Here is a 14,281-nt window from a genome sequence, read left to right on the forward strand (position 1 = left end):
CACGGCTAGCGTCGCCGGAGTGGACTCCCGTCTGCCGACGTCAATTCAACGACCCTTCATCGTGCCCGTGTTACCGGCTTTGACGGCCCGGCTACTGTGTGGGGGTGAGCTTTCATGTGGTTGTCGGATACGGGCCCGCTGGGGCGGCCACCGCTCGGCTGCTGGCCGAGCTGGGGCATTCGGTACGCGTGGTCACCAGGTCGGGCCGTCCGCCGGAGCCCGGCATCGAGCATGTGGCGCTGGACGCGACGGCCTCCGCGCGGCTGACCGAGGTCGTCGACGGCGCCGCCGCGATCCACAGCTGCGGCGCGCCGCCCCTCCACCGCTGGGCGACCGAGTGGCCGCCGCTGGCCTCGTCGATCTGCGCGGCGGCCGAGGCGACCGGAGCCGTCCTGGTCATGCTCGGCAACCTCTACGGCTACGGCCCGGTGGACCGTCCCGTCACCGAGGACCTGCCCCTCGCGGCGACCGGCCCGAAGGGACGGGTACGGGCGGCGCTCTGGGAGCAGGCGCGGACCTTGCACGAGGCGGGCCGTATCAGGGCGGTCGAGGTACGTGCGTCGGACTTCTTCGGCCCCGGCGTGACCGACGGAGGCCACCTGGCCGCACGCGTCATGCCGCGTCTGCTGAACGGCAAGCCCGTCACGGTGCTCGGCGACCCGGACGCGCCGCACAGCTGGACCTATCTCCCCGATGTGGCGAGGGCGTTGGTCGAGGTCGCGGGCGAGGAACGGGCCTGGGGACGGGCTTGGCACGTGCCTACGGCCCCCGCCGCGTCGATCCGGGAGATGGTCAACCGGGTTGCCGCCGATGCGAAGACGGGCCCGGTAGCGGTGCGGCGGCTGTCGCCGGCGGTACTGGGCCTGGCGTCGCTCTTCTCACCCCTGATCCGCGAACTGCGGGAAGTCCGCCATCAGTTCGACCGGCCGTTCGTGCTGGATTCGTCCGCTTACGAGTCCGCGTTCACGGTGTGCGCCACCCCGGTCGAGGAGCAGCTCAAGGCCACCGTGGAGTGGTGGCGCGAGCGGCTCGCCACCCCGGCGACGGGTGCATGAGCCCGCTCGCCACCTGTACGCGGTGCCGGCCCACAACGGCCTGAACGGCTGGGCCATTGGCCCAGCCGAGCTCCGTCATCGGCCGGCCGGGACAACGCCCGGTCTGACGGCGAATCCCCGGGCCCGTGTGCGTGACGTCGGCCTTCAGCACCTGGTCGTGGTCTTGAGGGCCGACGTTGTCGTGTTTGCGATGTCGATGCGGGCGACAAGCCCGCGGGTCGGCCCGGGCCGACCCGAATTACACGCTCAAACTGGAGTCGGCCGATCCGGGCCCCGGCTTCTCCGTGTCCTCGGAGCTCCAAAACTATCGGAAGCAGCTGCACTTCCGGACGTCCGCCAGTGACTTCGTAGTCATCCTGCTTGCCCCCTTCTCTCCGAGGGCTGCCGCGGCCCCTGATCGACCGGTGCCGGCCTTCTCGCTGCCACATCAGCACCATCGCTCTCGAACACTTGCCGATGCCGATCCTCACCGGTGACATCACTGGCGGCAGCGGAGAGCCGACGAGCGCGTCGCCGCTTCGTAGCGGGCTGATGATGTGGCACGGTGAAGTCATGTGCGGTCGATTCGTGTCCACTTCCACTCCGCAGGACCTCGTCGAGCTGTTCGGTGTGACGCGGTGGACGCCGGTGGAGACGCTGGCGCCCAGCTGGAATGTGGCGCCGACTGACCGCGTGTGGGCGGTGCTGGAGCGGCCGGTTCGCGACGAGGGGCCGGAGCCGGTTCGGCAGTTGCGTGCGCTCCGGTGGGGGCTGGTGCCGTCATGGGCGAAGGATCCGTCGACCGGCAGCAAGTTGATCAACGCCAGGGTGGAGACGGTCCACGAGAAGCCGTCCTTCCGCAAGGCGTTCGCCGCCCGACGGTGCCTGCTTCCGGCGGACGGCTTCTACGAGTGGCAGACCCTTGCCGCTCCGGCCGGCGGGCGGCCTCGCAAACAGCCGTACTTCATTGCGCCGGAGGACGGCTCGCTCATGCCGATGGCGGGGCTGTTCGAGTTCTGGCGCAATCGCGACCTCCCTGACGACCACGCCGATGCCTGGCTCGCCACGACCACGATCATCACGACCGAGGCCACCGACGCCGCCGGCCGGATCCACCCCCGCATGCCACTCGCCGTCGCGCCGGACGCAATCGACGACTGGCTGAACCCCGAGCACCAGGACGCCGGGCATCTGCGGGACCTGCTCGCCCAGCCCGCCGGCGGCCATCTCATCGCCCGGCCGGTTTCGACCGCCGTCAACAGCGTGCGGAACAACGGGCCGCAGCTGCTGGAGGAGGTCCCTCCCCCTGAGGGCGTGGAGGACTGACGGTGCGGCGACTGCCCGCGGTCGAGGGGCCCCCGATGCAGTGCGACGGGAGTTCCCATCCGGGTCGCCCGTCCCTTGGAAGGCCCGCAGTTGAGGCTTGGCTGCTACATGGCTGTCACCAAGATCGGTAGTCTCGTGGCGGTCTCGGTGTCTGCCCTGGCACCGACTCGGCCCGCGCCACCTGAGTCAGGCGGTCCAGCTCGGCTCCGATCGCCTCCCGTAGCTCATCGTGCTGGCGACCGAGTGCGAACTCCTCGCCGTGCCAGCGCTGCCGCGGGTACAGCCACACCGGCCCACCCACAAGGTCCGAAGGTTCCCACTCGTATCGCGGCCACACGTGGGCGTGGAGGAAGGGGTCGGTGTTGCCGAGGATCTCCAGGTTCACCCGGCGGAACGCCGGATCCAGCCGTGTGCAGGCGCGTTCGACGGCTTCGCCGAGCCGTTCCATGTCACCCAGGAACGCCATCCGCTTCGGCCGGGGCAGGTCTGACAGCCGCTGTGCACCGGGCGTGTCGGTCAGCAGGACCGAGTAACCGGGCAGGAACTGAACGTCTCCGATCACAGCGAACCCGGCGTCGAGGCGCCGGAGCACGGTGGGGTTCACCCCTCGAAGCGCACTGCCGATCCTGTCCGCTTGCCAGTCGCCGGTCATGGATCGGACTGTGCAACGCCCCCTTGGTCGCCTCGACTCCGGTAACGGGGAACGCTCCCCAGTACGAGTGCTATCGTCGGGCGAGCAACCGGGGGCCAGTCCCCGATTTGCCGCTCCGTGGAAGTCCGCGGACGCCCACGGAAGTTCACGGAAGGGGAAGCGTGGCCGACACCGCACTCGTGCTCGGCGGCGGCGGGCCGGTAGGCGGGGCCTGGCTGACCGGGGTGCTCGCCGGACTCACCGAGGCCGGGATCGATCTCACCAGGGCCGACGTCGTGATCGGCACCTCCGCCGGGGCGATCTTCGGATCCCGGCTCCGGTCCGGCGTCCCGGCCTCGGAGTTGTACGAGCGCCAGCTCTCCGGGGCGGACGCGGTCCACCTCCCGGTGACAGTCGGCCAGACGGCGCGCTTCCTCTGGGCGGCGCTCGGCTCCCGCGATCCGCAGCGGTCCGTGGAACGCCTCGCCCGGGCGGCGCTGCGAGCCCGCACCGGCCCGGAGTCTGACGTCTTCGAGACGGTCGGTGCACTTCTGGGCGACGTACTCAATTGGCCCGAGCGGGAGTTGCGGATCACCGCCGTCGACGCGCGGAGCGGAGCGGTCGAGGTGTTCGACGCGCGCTTCGGAGTGACACTCCTCGAAGCGGTCGCGGCGAGCTGCGCCGTGCCCGTGGTCTGGCCACCGGTCACCGTAGCGGGCCGACGCTGGCTGGATGGCGGCAGCCGCTCGACCGCCAACCTCCAGCTCGCCCGCGGGTACCGCCGGGTGCTGGCGGTCGTGCCGATCCCCCACCCGGTCGGCCCGCATCCGAGCGCGCAGCAGCAGGCCGCGGAACTGTCCGGCGGCGGGGCGCAGGTCATCCTGCTCTCCCCGGACCGTGCCGCGCGTCGCGCGATGGGCCGCAACCTGGCCGACGACACACGCCGCCCGGCCGCCGCCCGCGCGGGCCACGCCCAGGCCACTGCGCTGGCCGCCTCGGTGGCCGAGTTGTGGCACGGCTGACGTCCGGAGCCGAGACCGCGGCGCCCGGGCCGCGAAGCGCGATGGGTGCCCCGGCGGATACCGGGGCACCCATCGCCCCTCTCCTGGCAGCCGGCCCTTTTCGCGAACGCTCCCGCCCCGCAAGCGGTTCCACGGTCAGCAGGCGGTGAGGACCAGCACGGCCTGGTCGTCGTGCGTGGCGTCACCGGCGAAGGCGGCGACCGCGGCCGAGACCGACTCGAGGAGCCTCCCGGCGGTGGGGGACGAGGTCCTGAGTCCGCCGAGGGCATCGGCCAGGCGCTCCTCCCCGAAGAGCTCGCCGCTGCGGGAACGGGCCTCGGTGATGCCGTCGGTGACCAGGATCAGGCTGTCGCCCGGGTACAGCTCGACGCTGCAGGGAGACGGGTCGCAGTCGGGGCCGACGCCCAGGAGCAGGCCCGGCTGGGTGAGTTCCTCGACCGTACCGTCGGCTCGGCGCACGAGTGGGGGTACGTGGCCGGCCCGGATCAGGTTCAGTGCCAGGTGGGATGAGGTGTGCCGCAGTTCGCCGTAGACGAGTGAGACGAAGCAGTCGTCTCCGACCGCGTGATCCGTCAGAGCGTCGTTGATGGCGGCGACCACCGCCGCCGGGTCGTTGAGGAGGCGGGCGGCGGTACGTGCGCTGTGGCGGACCATGCCGGTGGTGGTGGCGGCCAGGGCGCCGCGTCCGCACACGTCGCCGATCATGAGCGCCCAGCGGTCGTCGGGAAGCGGGAAGACGTCGTAGAAGTCGCCGCCGACGTCGAGTCCTTCGCCGGCGGGGTGGTAGGAGGCAGCGAGCACGGCGCCGGGGATCTCGGGCAGTTCGGGAGGCAGCAGGCCGGCCTGCAGGTCGCGGGCGAGTCGGACGCGGTCGGTGAACTGGCGGGCGTTGTCGGCGCTGGAAGCGGCCCGGCGGGCGAGCTCCTCGGCCAGGGCGACGGTGTGGTCGTCCAGCGGCTGGTCGGTGGCCACGAGGGTCAGTACACCGAAGATGCGGCCGTGGGTGGCCAGCGGCACGCACACGTAGCCGGTGGTGCCGAGCCGCGCGGGCAGGCCGCCCGGACGGGCGCCGGCCCGGCCGGTCTCGGTGGCACCACGGGCCAGCACGCGGGAGACCGCGGCGTCGATCTCGACCCGTAGCTCGGGGCGGTCGAGCAGGTCCTCCTCGGCTCGGCTGGCGGCGGCGACGGCGATCCGTCGGATCTGGCCGTGCTCGACCACGTGAACGGCGCACAGCGGCGCCAAGGCCGGCACGGTCAGCCGGGACAGTCGCTCCAGGCAGTCGGAGTAGTGCGGCTCGCACGCGATGGCTGTACTGGCCTCCAGGACGAAGGCCAGATCCTCACGGGCCGCCTTCTCCCGTGCCTGGGCGGCACGGCTCGCCTCCACCGCGTGATGGCGCTCGATCGCCAGGGCGGCGATGCGCGCGAAGGCCGCGCTGAGCGCCAGATCCTTGTCCTCGGGTGCCCTGGGGGTGCGGTGGTAGATCGCGAAGGTGCCCAGCAGCCGTCCGTCCAGGCCGTGGATCGGCGTCGACCAGCACGCTGCGACCCCCGCTCGCTCCGCCAGATCCTGGAAACCCTCCCACCGGGGATCGGTGGCGATGTCGCTGGCGATCACGGGTACCTGCAGGTAGGCGGCCGTACCGCAGGAGCCGGTGCTGTCACCGATGGCTATCCCGTCGACTGCTTCGTTGTAGAAGTCGGGCAGGCGTGGGGCGGTGCCGTGGCGCAGGTGGCGGCCGTCGGAATCGACGAGCAGCACCGAGACGATCATGTCTGGGGAGAGCTCCTCGATCGCCCTCGCCATGCCGCCCAGGATCTCGCCCAACGGGGCGTCGCGGGCTATCTGCTCCAGCAGGGCGCGCTGCTCGGCAGCCAGCAGCTGCGCGTGGTGGTACGCGGTGGTCTCCACCGCGATCACCACCAGCCCGTCGACCCGGCCGACCGCATCCCGGCGGGGCTCACAGGTGACGTCGAAGAACTCCTCCCGGCGGGCCACCGGTCCGCCGAGCACGAGTCGCCCGCCCCGGTTCCGGTACACGGTGCCGGTGCGGTACACCTCGTCGAGCCGCTCGAGGACGCCCTGCTGGGCCAGTTCCGGAACCAGCTCACCGACCGGCCGGCCGGTGGCCGGCCGGCCACCCGTGAAGGCGTCGAAGAAAGCCGGGTTCGCCGCCTGCAGCACGTGCCTGGGGCCGCTCAGCGCGGCGAAGATCACCGGAGTCTGTCCGAACAGGTCCGTGTACACCTCGCTGTACGGGTGCAGGAGTGCGGGGTGTGCGGTGGTCGGACCGAGACGATCGGACTGTGTTGACATGACAGGGCCACCTCCCTGCTTGCCCCACCTGCGCCGGTGCGCTCAACCCCACTTTGCCACACCGCCGCACGGCGGTCCCTGGCAGTGATGAGCCCGGCTCGCCCGGGCCGGCCTCACTCCATGCTCGGCAGGGGCTGGTCGGCCCAGATGGTCTTGCCGGTGGGGGTGTAGCGGGTGCCCCAGCGCCGGGTGAGCTGGGCGATGATGAACAGGCCCCGGCCGCCCTCGTCGTCCGCGGCGGCGTTGCGCAGGTGGGGCGAGGTGTGGCCGGTGTCGGAGACCTCGCAGACGAGGCTGCGGTCACGGATCAGCCGGACGTGGATCGGCCCGGCGGAGGCGTAGCGGATGGCGTTGGTGACCAGCTCGCTGACGACCAACTCGGTTGTGAACGACAGCTCCTCGAGCCCCCACTCGTACAGCTGCCCGCTCGCGGCGGCCCGGGCAGTCGCCACCGTGGCGGGGTCGGAGTCCAGCTCCCACACCGCCACCTGGTGCCGGCCGAGCATCCGGGTACGGACCAGGAGCAGGGCCGCGTCGTCGTCCACCGGGCCGGGCAGCAGCGCCGCCACGGTACTGTCGCAGAGCTCCTCCAGGGGGCGCCGGGAGCGGGTGAGGACTCCGGCGAGCAGGCGGAGCCCCGTTTCGGTGTCGTGGTCCCGGGCCTGGACGAGACCGTCGGTGAACAGGGCGAGCAGGCTCCCGGCCGGCAGTTGGAACTCCGCGCTCTGGAAAGGCACCCCGCCCAGGCCCAGGGCCGGGCCCGCCGGGAGGCTCGGATAGCTGACGGCGCCGCTGGCAGGGTCGACGACGGCGGGCGGCGAGTGGCCCGCGCGCGCCATGCTGCACCAGCCGGACACCGGGTCGTACACCGCGTACAGGCAGGTGACCCCGAGGGCCTCGTCGCCGCCGGTCCCCGGTCTGCCCCCGCCGTGGCCCTGTGCCCGCTCCTCGGCGCTCTGCTCTTCGGCGGTCTGCCCGACCACGTCGTCCAGGTGAGCGAGCAGTTCGTCCGGGGCGAGGTCGAGCCGGGCCAGGACGTGCACGCTCGTGCGCAGGCGGCCCATGGTGGCGGCGGCGCGCAGCCCGTGGCCGAGCACGTCCCCGACCACCAGGCCGACCCGGGTGCTCGACAGCGGAATGACGTCGAACCAGTCGCCGCCCACCCCGGCGCGGCTGTCGGCGGGCACGTAGCGGCTGGCCGTCTCGACCCCGGTCAGCGGCGGCAGGCGGCGGGGCAGCAGGCCGCGTTGCAGCCTGAGGGCGGCGGTGTGCTCCCGCGTGATGACCAGCATCAGGACGATACCGACCAGCAGGGCGCCGAGGCCCACGACGGTCACTCCGCCGATCCGTCCGATGAACGGCAGGTCGAAGGAGGTCGCGCCGTAGTCCGGGTCTGCGTAGACGTCGAAGGCTGCGTAGCAGAACAGGCTGAGCATCATGAGCCCGCCCAACCCCGGGAGCAGGCCTTTGAACAGCAGGTCACGGGGGCTGCGGGTGAGCAGCCTGCGGTAGTACCAGACGCAGGCGAATCCGGTGAGGCCGTAGTAGAACGCGATCGCGAGGCCGACCGAGTCGATGGAGTCGGCCAGCACGTCCCGGCTGATCACGGTCAGCATGACGAGGAAGGCGACGGAGACCAGGCCCATGCCGACGGTCGACCAGGTCGGGGTGAGGAACCTGCGGTGCACCCGGGCGAAGCTCGAGGGGACGGCCTTGTGTGCGGCCATGGAGAAGACGGTCCGGGCCAGCGGCAGGATCGTGGTCTGGGTGGAGGCGACCGCCGAGGTCAGCACCGTGAAGATGAGCAGCTCGGTGAAGAACCAGCCGGCGCCCCGGGTGCCGAAGACGGCGCCGCCCAGGCCGGAGAGCACGTCCCCGGAGTTGGCCTTGTTGCCCAGGCCGGCGCCCTCTGTGCCGATTCCGGCGAACGCCTGGGCCGAGGTGGCCACCAGGGCGTAGATGCCCAGCAGCAGCACGGTGGAGACGACGGCCGCCCGTCCGGGGGTGTGCCTGCTGTCGGCGGTCTCCTCGTTGACCGCGACGGCGGTGTCCCAGCCCCAGTAGACGAAGACGGCGGCGAGGATGCCCGTGGTCAGCGCCTTGACCGACGGCACGTGCAGCGGGTTGAACCAGGAGGCGGAGACGTGGATCGCCGTCGGCGGACCGTCGGCGTAGACCCTGACCAGGGCGGTGACGGCGAACAGGATCAGCACCGCCATCTCGATGCACACCATCCAGCGCTGGAGGGCCGCGGACACCTCGATGCCCGCGTAGCAGACCGCGGTCATCACGGCGATCCAGACGACCCCCGCGACGGTGGTCCACAGCCGGCTCTCGGCGAGCGAGGTGAATCCCAGCAGCCGGAAGCCGTAGATGCCGGCGATCTTCGAGAGGTTCGCCATGACGATGACGTCGGCGACGATGATGCCCCAGCCACCCATCCAGCCGATCCGCGGGCCGAAGGCGCGGGAGGCCCAGGTGAAGGTGGTCCCGCAGTCGGCGTCGCTCGCGTTGAGTTCCCGGTAGGCGTACGCGATCAGCAGCATCGGGACGAAGGCGAGCATCGTGATGATCGGGGCCTGGAGACCGACCCCTGCCACGATCAGGCCGAGCGTCGCCGCCAGACTGTACGCCGGAGCGGTGGAGGCCAAACCCATGGCGACCGAGGAGAACAGTCCCAGCGCGCCGGTCTTGAGCCCTTTCTCACCCGCGTGGGGGCCGGGCGCGAGCGACGCGGCGGACTCGACCGGACCACCGAAGAGCTTCACATCCGAATCCAACTCCGCATTTCGCCGGGAGAGCTCCCGCGATCGGGAGAGCTCATGATCCTCATTGTCCCCGGGGCCGCTCAGGCCCGCCACAGCAGCAGACCGCCCGGTCTCGCCGGGAGTGGCGGAGTTTCGCCGAAGTCGGCCTGCGGAGCCCCACGCTCCTCCCAGGCGCCGGCCGACGAGGGGCTGGCCTGCCCGAGTCCCTCCGCCGGAGGTGAACATCGCCACAGAAGATCACCCATGGGAAATAGGACCGTGCGCGACCCACCGGTCACGCACGGTCCGCATCCCGCGGAGGCGCCGGCCCCACTGCGGCCGGCGGCTCGACAGGTCGAGGAGCCCCGATGGTCAATCGTTCAGCGCTTATGGGCAGGGCAGGCGAAGTTCCGGAGCGGAGCTATGCCGCACGGCTCGTGGGCACCATCTGTATGGGCAGGCCGCGCACGCCGTCGTCGTCACCGCCCTCGCAGCCCATCCGGGAGTTCCAGCGGGAGCCGGCGATCGCCGAGCTGGTCGGCCCCGTGGCGGACGACCGATCAGCCGTGATCAGCGGAGGGTGCGCAGTGCTGCCTTCGTGGCCTGCGCGATCAGGGCGTCGTCGGAAGTGGCGTCGGCCCTGCCGCGATCGGACAGGACGGCGATGACGACGGGGCTGCCGCCGCCGCCCGGCCAGGCGACCGCGATGTCGTTGCGGGTGCCGTACCCGCCGTTCCCGGTCTTGTCCCCGACCTTCCAACCCGCGGGGACGCCCGCGCGGATGTAGGGGGCACCGGTCGTGTTGCCCAGCAACCAATCCGTGAGCAGCTGCCGCCGGCCGTCGGGAAGGACGTCGCCGAGGACGAAGCGGCGCAGGTCGGCGGCGAGCGCACGGGGCGTACTTGTGTCCCGGGGGTCGCCCGGGGTTGCCTCGTTGAGGGTCGGCTCGGTGCGGTTGACGTCGGTGGTCGTGTCGCCGAGGCCGCGCAGTTCCTGTTGCAGCGCGCCGGGGCCGCCGAGTCGGTCCATGACCAGGTTGGCCGCCGTGTTGTCGCTGTACTGCAGGGAGGCGGCGGCCAGTTCGCGCAGTCGCATGCCCGTGTCCACGTGCTTCGAGGTGATCGGCGCCCACTTCTGCAGGTCCCCGGAGCGGTAGGCCACCACCTGGTCCAGGTCCGCGTCGGAGCTGTGGCGCAGCAGGGCGCCGACGGCCAGGGCCTTGGAGGTGGAGGCGAAGGCGAATCGCTCGTCCGCGCGATGGGCCACCTCCCGGCCGGAGCCGGTGTCCAGCGCGTAGACCCCCAGCCGGGCACCGAAGCGCTGCTCGAGCTGCTCGAAGGAGTCGGCCGCCGGGGTAGTGGCGGCGGCGGTGCGGGATTGCGCGGGCGCGTGACTGTCGTTCCGGGCGCATCCGGTCAGGAGGGCGGCCGCGAGCAGGGCTACGGCGAGCCGGGCGCCACCGGTCTTCATGAGAGGCATGGCCGACAGCCTGCCGACCCACGTCTCATGCAATCAAAGACGGATCTGTGAACTTCTATGCGTTTTCGGCATACGATGCCGAAGTGGACTTGGTCGGAGCGTGTCGGGTGTTCGTGCGCGTCGGCGAGCGGGGGAGCTTCACTTTGGGCGCCGAGGCGGCCGGGGTGCCGCAGCCGGTCGCGAGCCGACGGATCGCCGCTCTTGAGAGGCACCTGGGTGGCCTCCTGTTCGACCGCTCCGGCCGCCGCGCCGCGCTGACCCCGTTCGGGCGGGACCTGCTGCCGTCCGCGAAGCGGCTGGTGGAGCTCGCGGACTCGCTGGAGTGCGACGCCGAGCGGGCCAGGCTCAGGCCGATGGCCTTTGCGGTCCCCGAGATCTGTCCGGTCCGGCAGTTGGCCGTGCTGGACGCGGCCGCACGCGAACTGGGCATGGTCCTCGGCCTGCGTGCCGCCGGCCCGGCCGCGCGGACGGAACTGCTCAACGCCCACGAGGTACGTCTGGCGTTGGTCGCCGTTCCTCCGCACGAGGCCACCTGGGCCGTACCACTCGGGGTGGCCGCCGCGGTCAGGACCGATCCGCGGCCGCTGCGCATCGAGACGCTCCGGCATCGGCAACCGCGGCACCCGTTCCAGCGGATCTGGATCCAGCCGGAGGACGACCTGCCCCACGTCCGGGACCGTCTGGAGCAACTCGGCCACCGCGCCGCCCTCCTGCCCGCGCAGATCTCGGTCGCGGCCTCGCTCACCGCGGCGGTGTCGGAGATCATGCGCACCGGCGCCCTGCTGCTCTGCTCGTCCGCTCAGGCGGACGAACTGGGGCTGTACTGGCGGGCGTTGGCGGGTACGCCGGTCGCTCGCGGCTACGAGCTGCGCGCCGGCAGCGGCGACGACGTACGGCGTGTGAGCAAGGAGCTGTGGGAGCCGATCGCGCACTGCCTCGGGGTACCGGTCGACGGACGGGAGCAGTCTTGAACGTACAGCGGGCCGTCCGGGAGCTGCGGTCCATGCTCGAGGACGCCGGGCTGTCCGGATCGTTCCTGGTCCGGGACCTGGCCACCGGTGACGAGCTGGGCATCGACCCGGACGTCGAGCTGCCGATCGCGTCGCTGGTCAAGGTGCCGCTCGCGACGGCCGTGTTGGAGCGCATCCAGGACGGGCGGATCGACGGGGCCGCCGTGATCGACGTGCCGCCAGGGCGCATCACCTCGGCGGGTCCGGTGGGACTCAGCAGGTTCCGCCACCCCGCCCGGATCGCAGTCGAGGACCTGCTCTACCTCAGCACCGCGCTCAGCGACAACACCGCGGCGGACGTCCTGTTCGGCCTCGTGCCACCCGCCGAGGTCAACCACACCCTGGCGAACGCCGGTGTCACCGGGATCACCGTCCGCCACCTGATGCGCGAGCTCACCCGGACCCCGGCGGAGCGGTTCGACGCGCGCGAGGTGCAGCTCGCCCAGTCCCTGGCGATCGGCTCCCGCACCGCGCGGCGCGGGCACCCGGTCTTCCAACTGGACGTCAGCCGCGCGAACTCCGGGACCGCCCGAGCCTGCGTCGACCTCCTCCAGGCCCTGTGGGTTCCCACCCGGATCCCTGCCGTCGTCGCCGCGCACGTACGTTCGCTGATGAGCGAGAACATCATCCGGCACCGGCTCGCGCCCGACTTCCGCTCGGACGCCTCACGCTGGTCGTCCAAGACCGGCACGCTGCTCAATCTGCGCCACGAGATCGGGGTGGTCGAGCACGAGGACGGCTCGCGCTACGCCGTCGCGGCCCTGACGGAGTCCACCGTGCCCGCGGCCGCCCAGCCGACAGCGGAGGCCGTGATGGCGCATGTGGCCCGGTCCCTGCACGATCAGCTGCGGGCGTGGTGAGCGACGGGGACGCGCCGGCGTCCGAGCTGCCCGGCAGCCCTGCCAACTCGGCACGGCGTTCAACCACATCGGAGTTGACGGACGCGGCGGGCGCCGTCGGGCCTTGCGGCATCTGGTGGGGCACCCTACAGCCAGGAACCGATGAACTGGTGGTAACCAGCCTGCAACTGCTCGCCGTTGCGCGCCGACCACACGCCGCCGGCGACACCGGCCGGCCGGACCTGGGCGACAGCCGGCAGAACGCTCGGGCGCTCGCCACAGGTGACGGGCCTGCTGCGGATGGGCCATCCGCCTGATCGCCCCGACAGGTCCGGACAGGTACCGGCGCCCGCCACCTCGATCGCGGCGGACACCGGCCTCTCGCCGACCACGGACCACCGCGAGACAGGAGAGCAGCCGCCGACAGAACTGCCGATCTCCTCGGTGGCCGCCCGGCGCTGCCGAGCCACCGCCGCTCCTGCGGGCGGTCGGGCGGGGCTACGCCTAACGGCGGACCTTGGTGAAGCACATCGTGTAATCGGTGCCCCGGTTGCGCGGAACCTGGATGCCGTAGTCGGGACTGCAAAACCCGGGTGGTGCGAGTCAACTGATCCAGCAGGACTCCTCCGATCAGCCATCAGCAAGCCACCCTGCCCCACGCCGACCAGAACGATCAGCAGACCAAGCAGTCAAGCGACTCGTCGGACTGGCCCTAGGATGTCGCATCATGACGGAGACACGGGGAACAGGACCGGCCTGGACCGGTGAGCCGCTGGTGACCGCGACGCCGCAGCCCGACTGGGCGGCCCTGGCGGAGCGTCACGAGCAGGAGGCCCGGCGGCGCAAGCAGATCCGTGTGGTGGCAGCCGGCGTCGCGGCCACCGCGGCCATCGGCGGCATCATCGCCACCGTGGTCCAGGTCTCCGGCTCGGGGGGCAACGCCGCGCATCCCGCCGCCAGCGGAGTCAACCGGGTTGACGGCGCCCACAGCCCCTCGGCCGACTCCAATGCCAACGCGCCGACCGCCCCGGCTGAAGGATCCTCACCCTCGGCGCAGGCGTCGCCCCCGGTCAGCGCCTCCGGCAGCCCGAGCGCCGCATCCTCCCGACCGGCCATTCCGACGGCGGCAACCCCTGCGGCAGCGACGAGCCCGAGCCCGAGCGGCACCCCTGGCTCCAAGGGTCGGCCGACACCACCGCCTGCGCCCGCCAACCCGTACAACGCCGGTCAGGTGTGCGGCAGCGGCTACAAGGTCGTCGATTCCCACAATCTTGGTGGGGCGAGCGTGTATCTGCTCTTCAACGGCGCCACCGGGAACAACTGCGTCGTCACGCTCCCGGACCACCCCGATGGCGCGGCTCCGATGAACGCGACCCTCGCCATCCAGGGCGGATCCTCGGCAAACAACCCGGGCAGCTTCACCTACTACGCGGGCCCGGTCACCGAGCACGCTCCCAAGAACTGCGTCCAATGGGGCGGTTCGTACCGGGGCAGCAGCTGGACCAGCGGCTGGAGCCACTGCGGCTGACCCGGCCGCAAGTTCCACCGATCCCAACTCCCGCCATTCCTAGTGTCGTTGACTCCATTGCCCGTCACCTGCGCGCCAGGATCGGGTTCGCACGTGCTGCGCCGCCTCGAGGCTGAAGGCGTGGTCAACAGCCGATCCCGCCGCGCTCCGACGGCGTGCACGCCGCTTCCTCACCGAGCACCGCTTCACCCACGGCGGCGAGAGCGGCGTTCGCCCCGACGGCCCGCCGCACCACGCCCGTGTCAGCCGGTCGCCGCAACCAACGTGCGTCAGGGATGCGAACCACTGCGCGGTTCACCTGGGTACCAACCCATCCGGGCATCCGGCTCACCGCTGAAATCCCTGC

General features: G+C 71.7%; 11 protein-coding genes. 6 read left to right on the forward strand and 5 right to left on the reverse strand.

The features are described from left to right. Positions 1-104: 104 nt before the first annotated feature. Positions 105-1,055 (forward strand): NAD-dependent epimerase/dehydratase family protein, encoded by a 951-nt coding sequence (locus ACZ5ON_RS14140; protein ID WP_465590755.1) that lies wholly within the window; start codon positions 105-107, stop codon positions 1,053-1,055. Between the two features lie 552 nt (positions 1,056-1,607). Further along, positions 1,608-2,360: an SOS response-associated peptidase gene (locus ACZ5ON_RS14145; RefSeq protein WP_465591290.1), complete on the forward strand. Its 753-nt coding sequence runs from the start codon at positions 1,608-1,610 to the stop codon at positions 2,358-2,360. A 115-nt stretch (positions 2,361-2,475) separates the two neighbouring features. Here ACZ5ON_RS14145 and ACZ5ON_RS14150 read toward each other — a convergent pair whose 3' ends face one another. Continuing rightward, positions 2,476-3,012, reverse strand: a complete 537-nt coding sequence (locus ACZ5ON_RS14150) for a diadenosine tetraphosphate hydrolase (protein ID WP_465590758.1) — start codon at positions 3,010-3,012, stop codon at positions 2,476-2,478. Between the two features lie 161 nt (positions 3,013-3,173). Here ACZ5ON_RS14150 and ACZ5ON_RS14155 point away from each other — a divergent pair, with 161 nt between their 5' ends. Beyond that, positions 3,174-4,013, forward strand: coding sequence for a patatin-like phospholipase family protein (locus tag ACZ5ON_RS14155; RefSeq protein ID WP_465590761.1), 840 nt, complete (start codon positions 3,174-3,176; stop codon positions 4,011-4,013). Positions 4,014-4,148: 135 nt separating this feature from the next. Here the strand turns inward: ACZ5ON_RS14155 and ACZ5ON_RS14160 are convergent, their stop codons facing one another. The 3 genes from ACZ5ON_RS14160 to bla form a co-directional block, all read right to left on the reverse strand. Then, positions 4,149-6,332 carry a SpoIIE family protein phosphatase gene (locus ACZ5ON_RS14160; RefSeq protein ID WP_465590764.1) on the reverse strand — a complete coding sequence of 728 codons (2,184 nt, stop codon included), beginning with the start codon at positions 6,330-6,332 and terminating at the stop codon, positions 4,149-4,151. A gap of 113 nt (positions 6,333-6,445) precedes the next feature. Beyond that, complete coding sequence (locus ACZ5ON_RS14165; protein ID WP_465590767.1) at positions 6,446-9,100, reverse strand: amino acid permease; 2,655 nt, start codon at positions 9,098-9,100, stop codon at positions 6,446-6,448. Between the two features lie 549 nt (positions 9,101-9,649). Next, positions 9,650-10,558, reverse strand: coding sequence for a class A beta-lactamase (bla, locus tag ACZ5ON_RS14170; RefSeq protein ID WP_465590770.1), 909 nt, complete (start codon positions 10,556-10,558; stop codon positions 9,650-9,652). A gap of 83 nt (positions 10,559-10,641) precedes the next feature. Here bla and ACZ5ON_RS14175 point away from each other — a divergent pair, with 83 nt between their 5' ends. Both ACZ5ON_RS14175 and ACZ5ON_RS14180 read left to right on the forward strand, forming a co-directional pair. Then, a complete protein-coding gene (locus ACZ5ON_RS14175; RefSeq protein WP_465590775.1) occupies positions 10,642-11,529 on the forward strand; it encodes a LysR family transcriptional regulator in 888 nt (295 codons plus the stop codon). Further along, entirely contained in the window at positions 11,526-12,428 is a 903-nt protein-coding gene (locus tag ACZ5ON_RS14180; RefSeq protein ID WP_465590778.1) for a serine hydrolase, read from the forward strand. Before ACZ5ON_RS14175 ends, ACZ5ON_RS14180 begins: the two co-directional genes overlap by 4 nt. A 125-nt stretch (positions 12,429-12,553) precedes the next feature. Here the strand turns inward: ACZ5ON_RS14180 and ACZ5ON_RS14185 are convergent, their stop codons facing one another. After that, entirely contained in the window at positions 12,554-12,877 is a 324-nt protein-coding gene (locus ACZ5ON_RS14185; protein WP_465590781.1) for a hypothetical protein, read from the reverse strand. Between the two features lie 257 nt (positions 12,878-13,134). On the opposite strand from ACZ5ON_RS14185, the gene ACZ5ON_RS14190 reads away from it, so the two are divergent. Next, positions 13,135-13,935 carry a hypothetical protein gene (locus ACZ5ON_RS14190; RefSeq protein ID WP_465590785.1) on the forward strand — a complete coding sequence of 267 codons (801 nt, stop codon included), beginning with the start codon at positions 13,135-13,137 and terminating at the stop codon, positions 13,933-13,935. Positions 13,936-14,281 lie beyond the last annotated feature (346 nt).

The organism is Kitasatospora sp. NPDC032150, assembly GCF_055579945.1.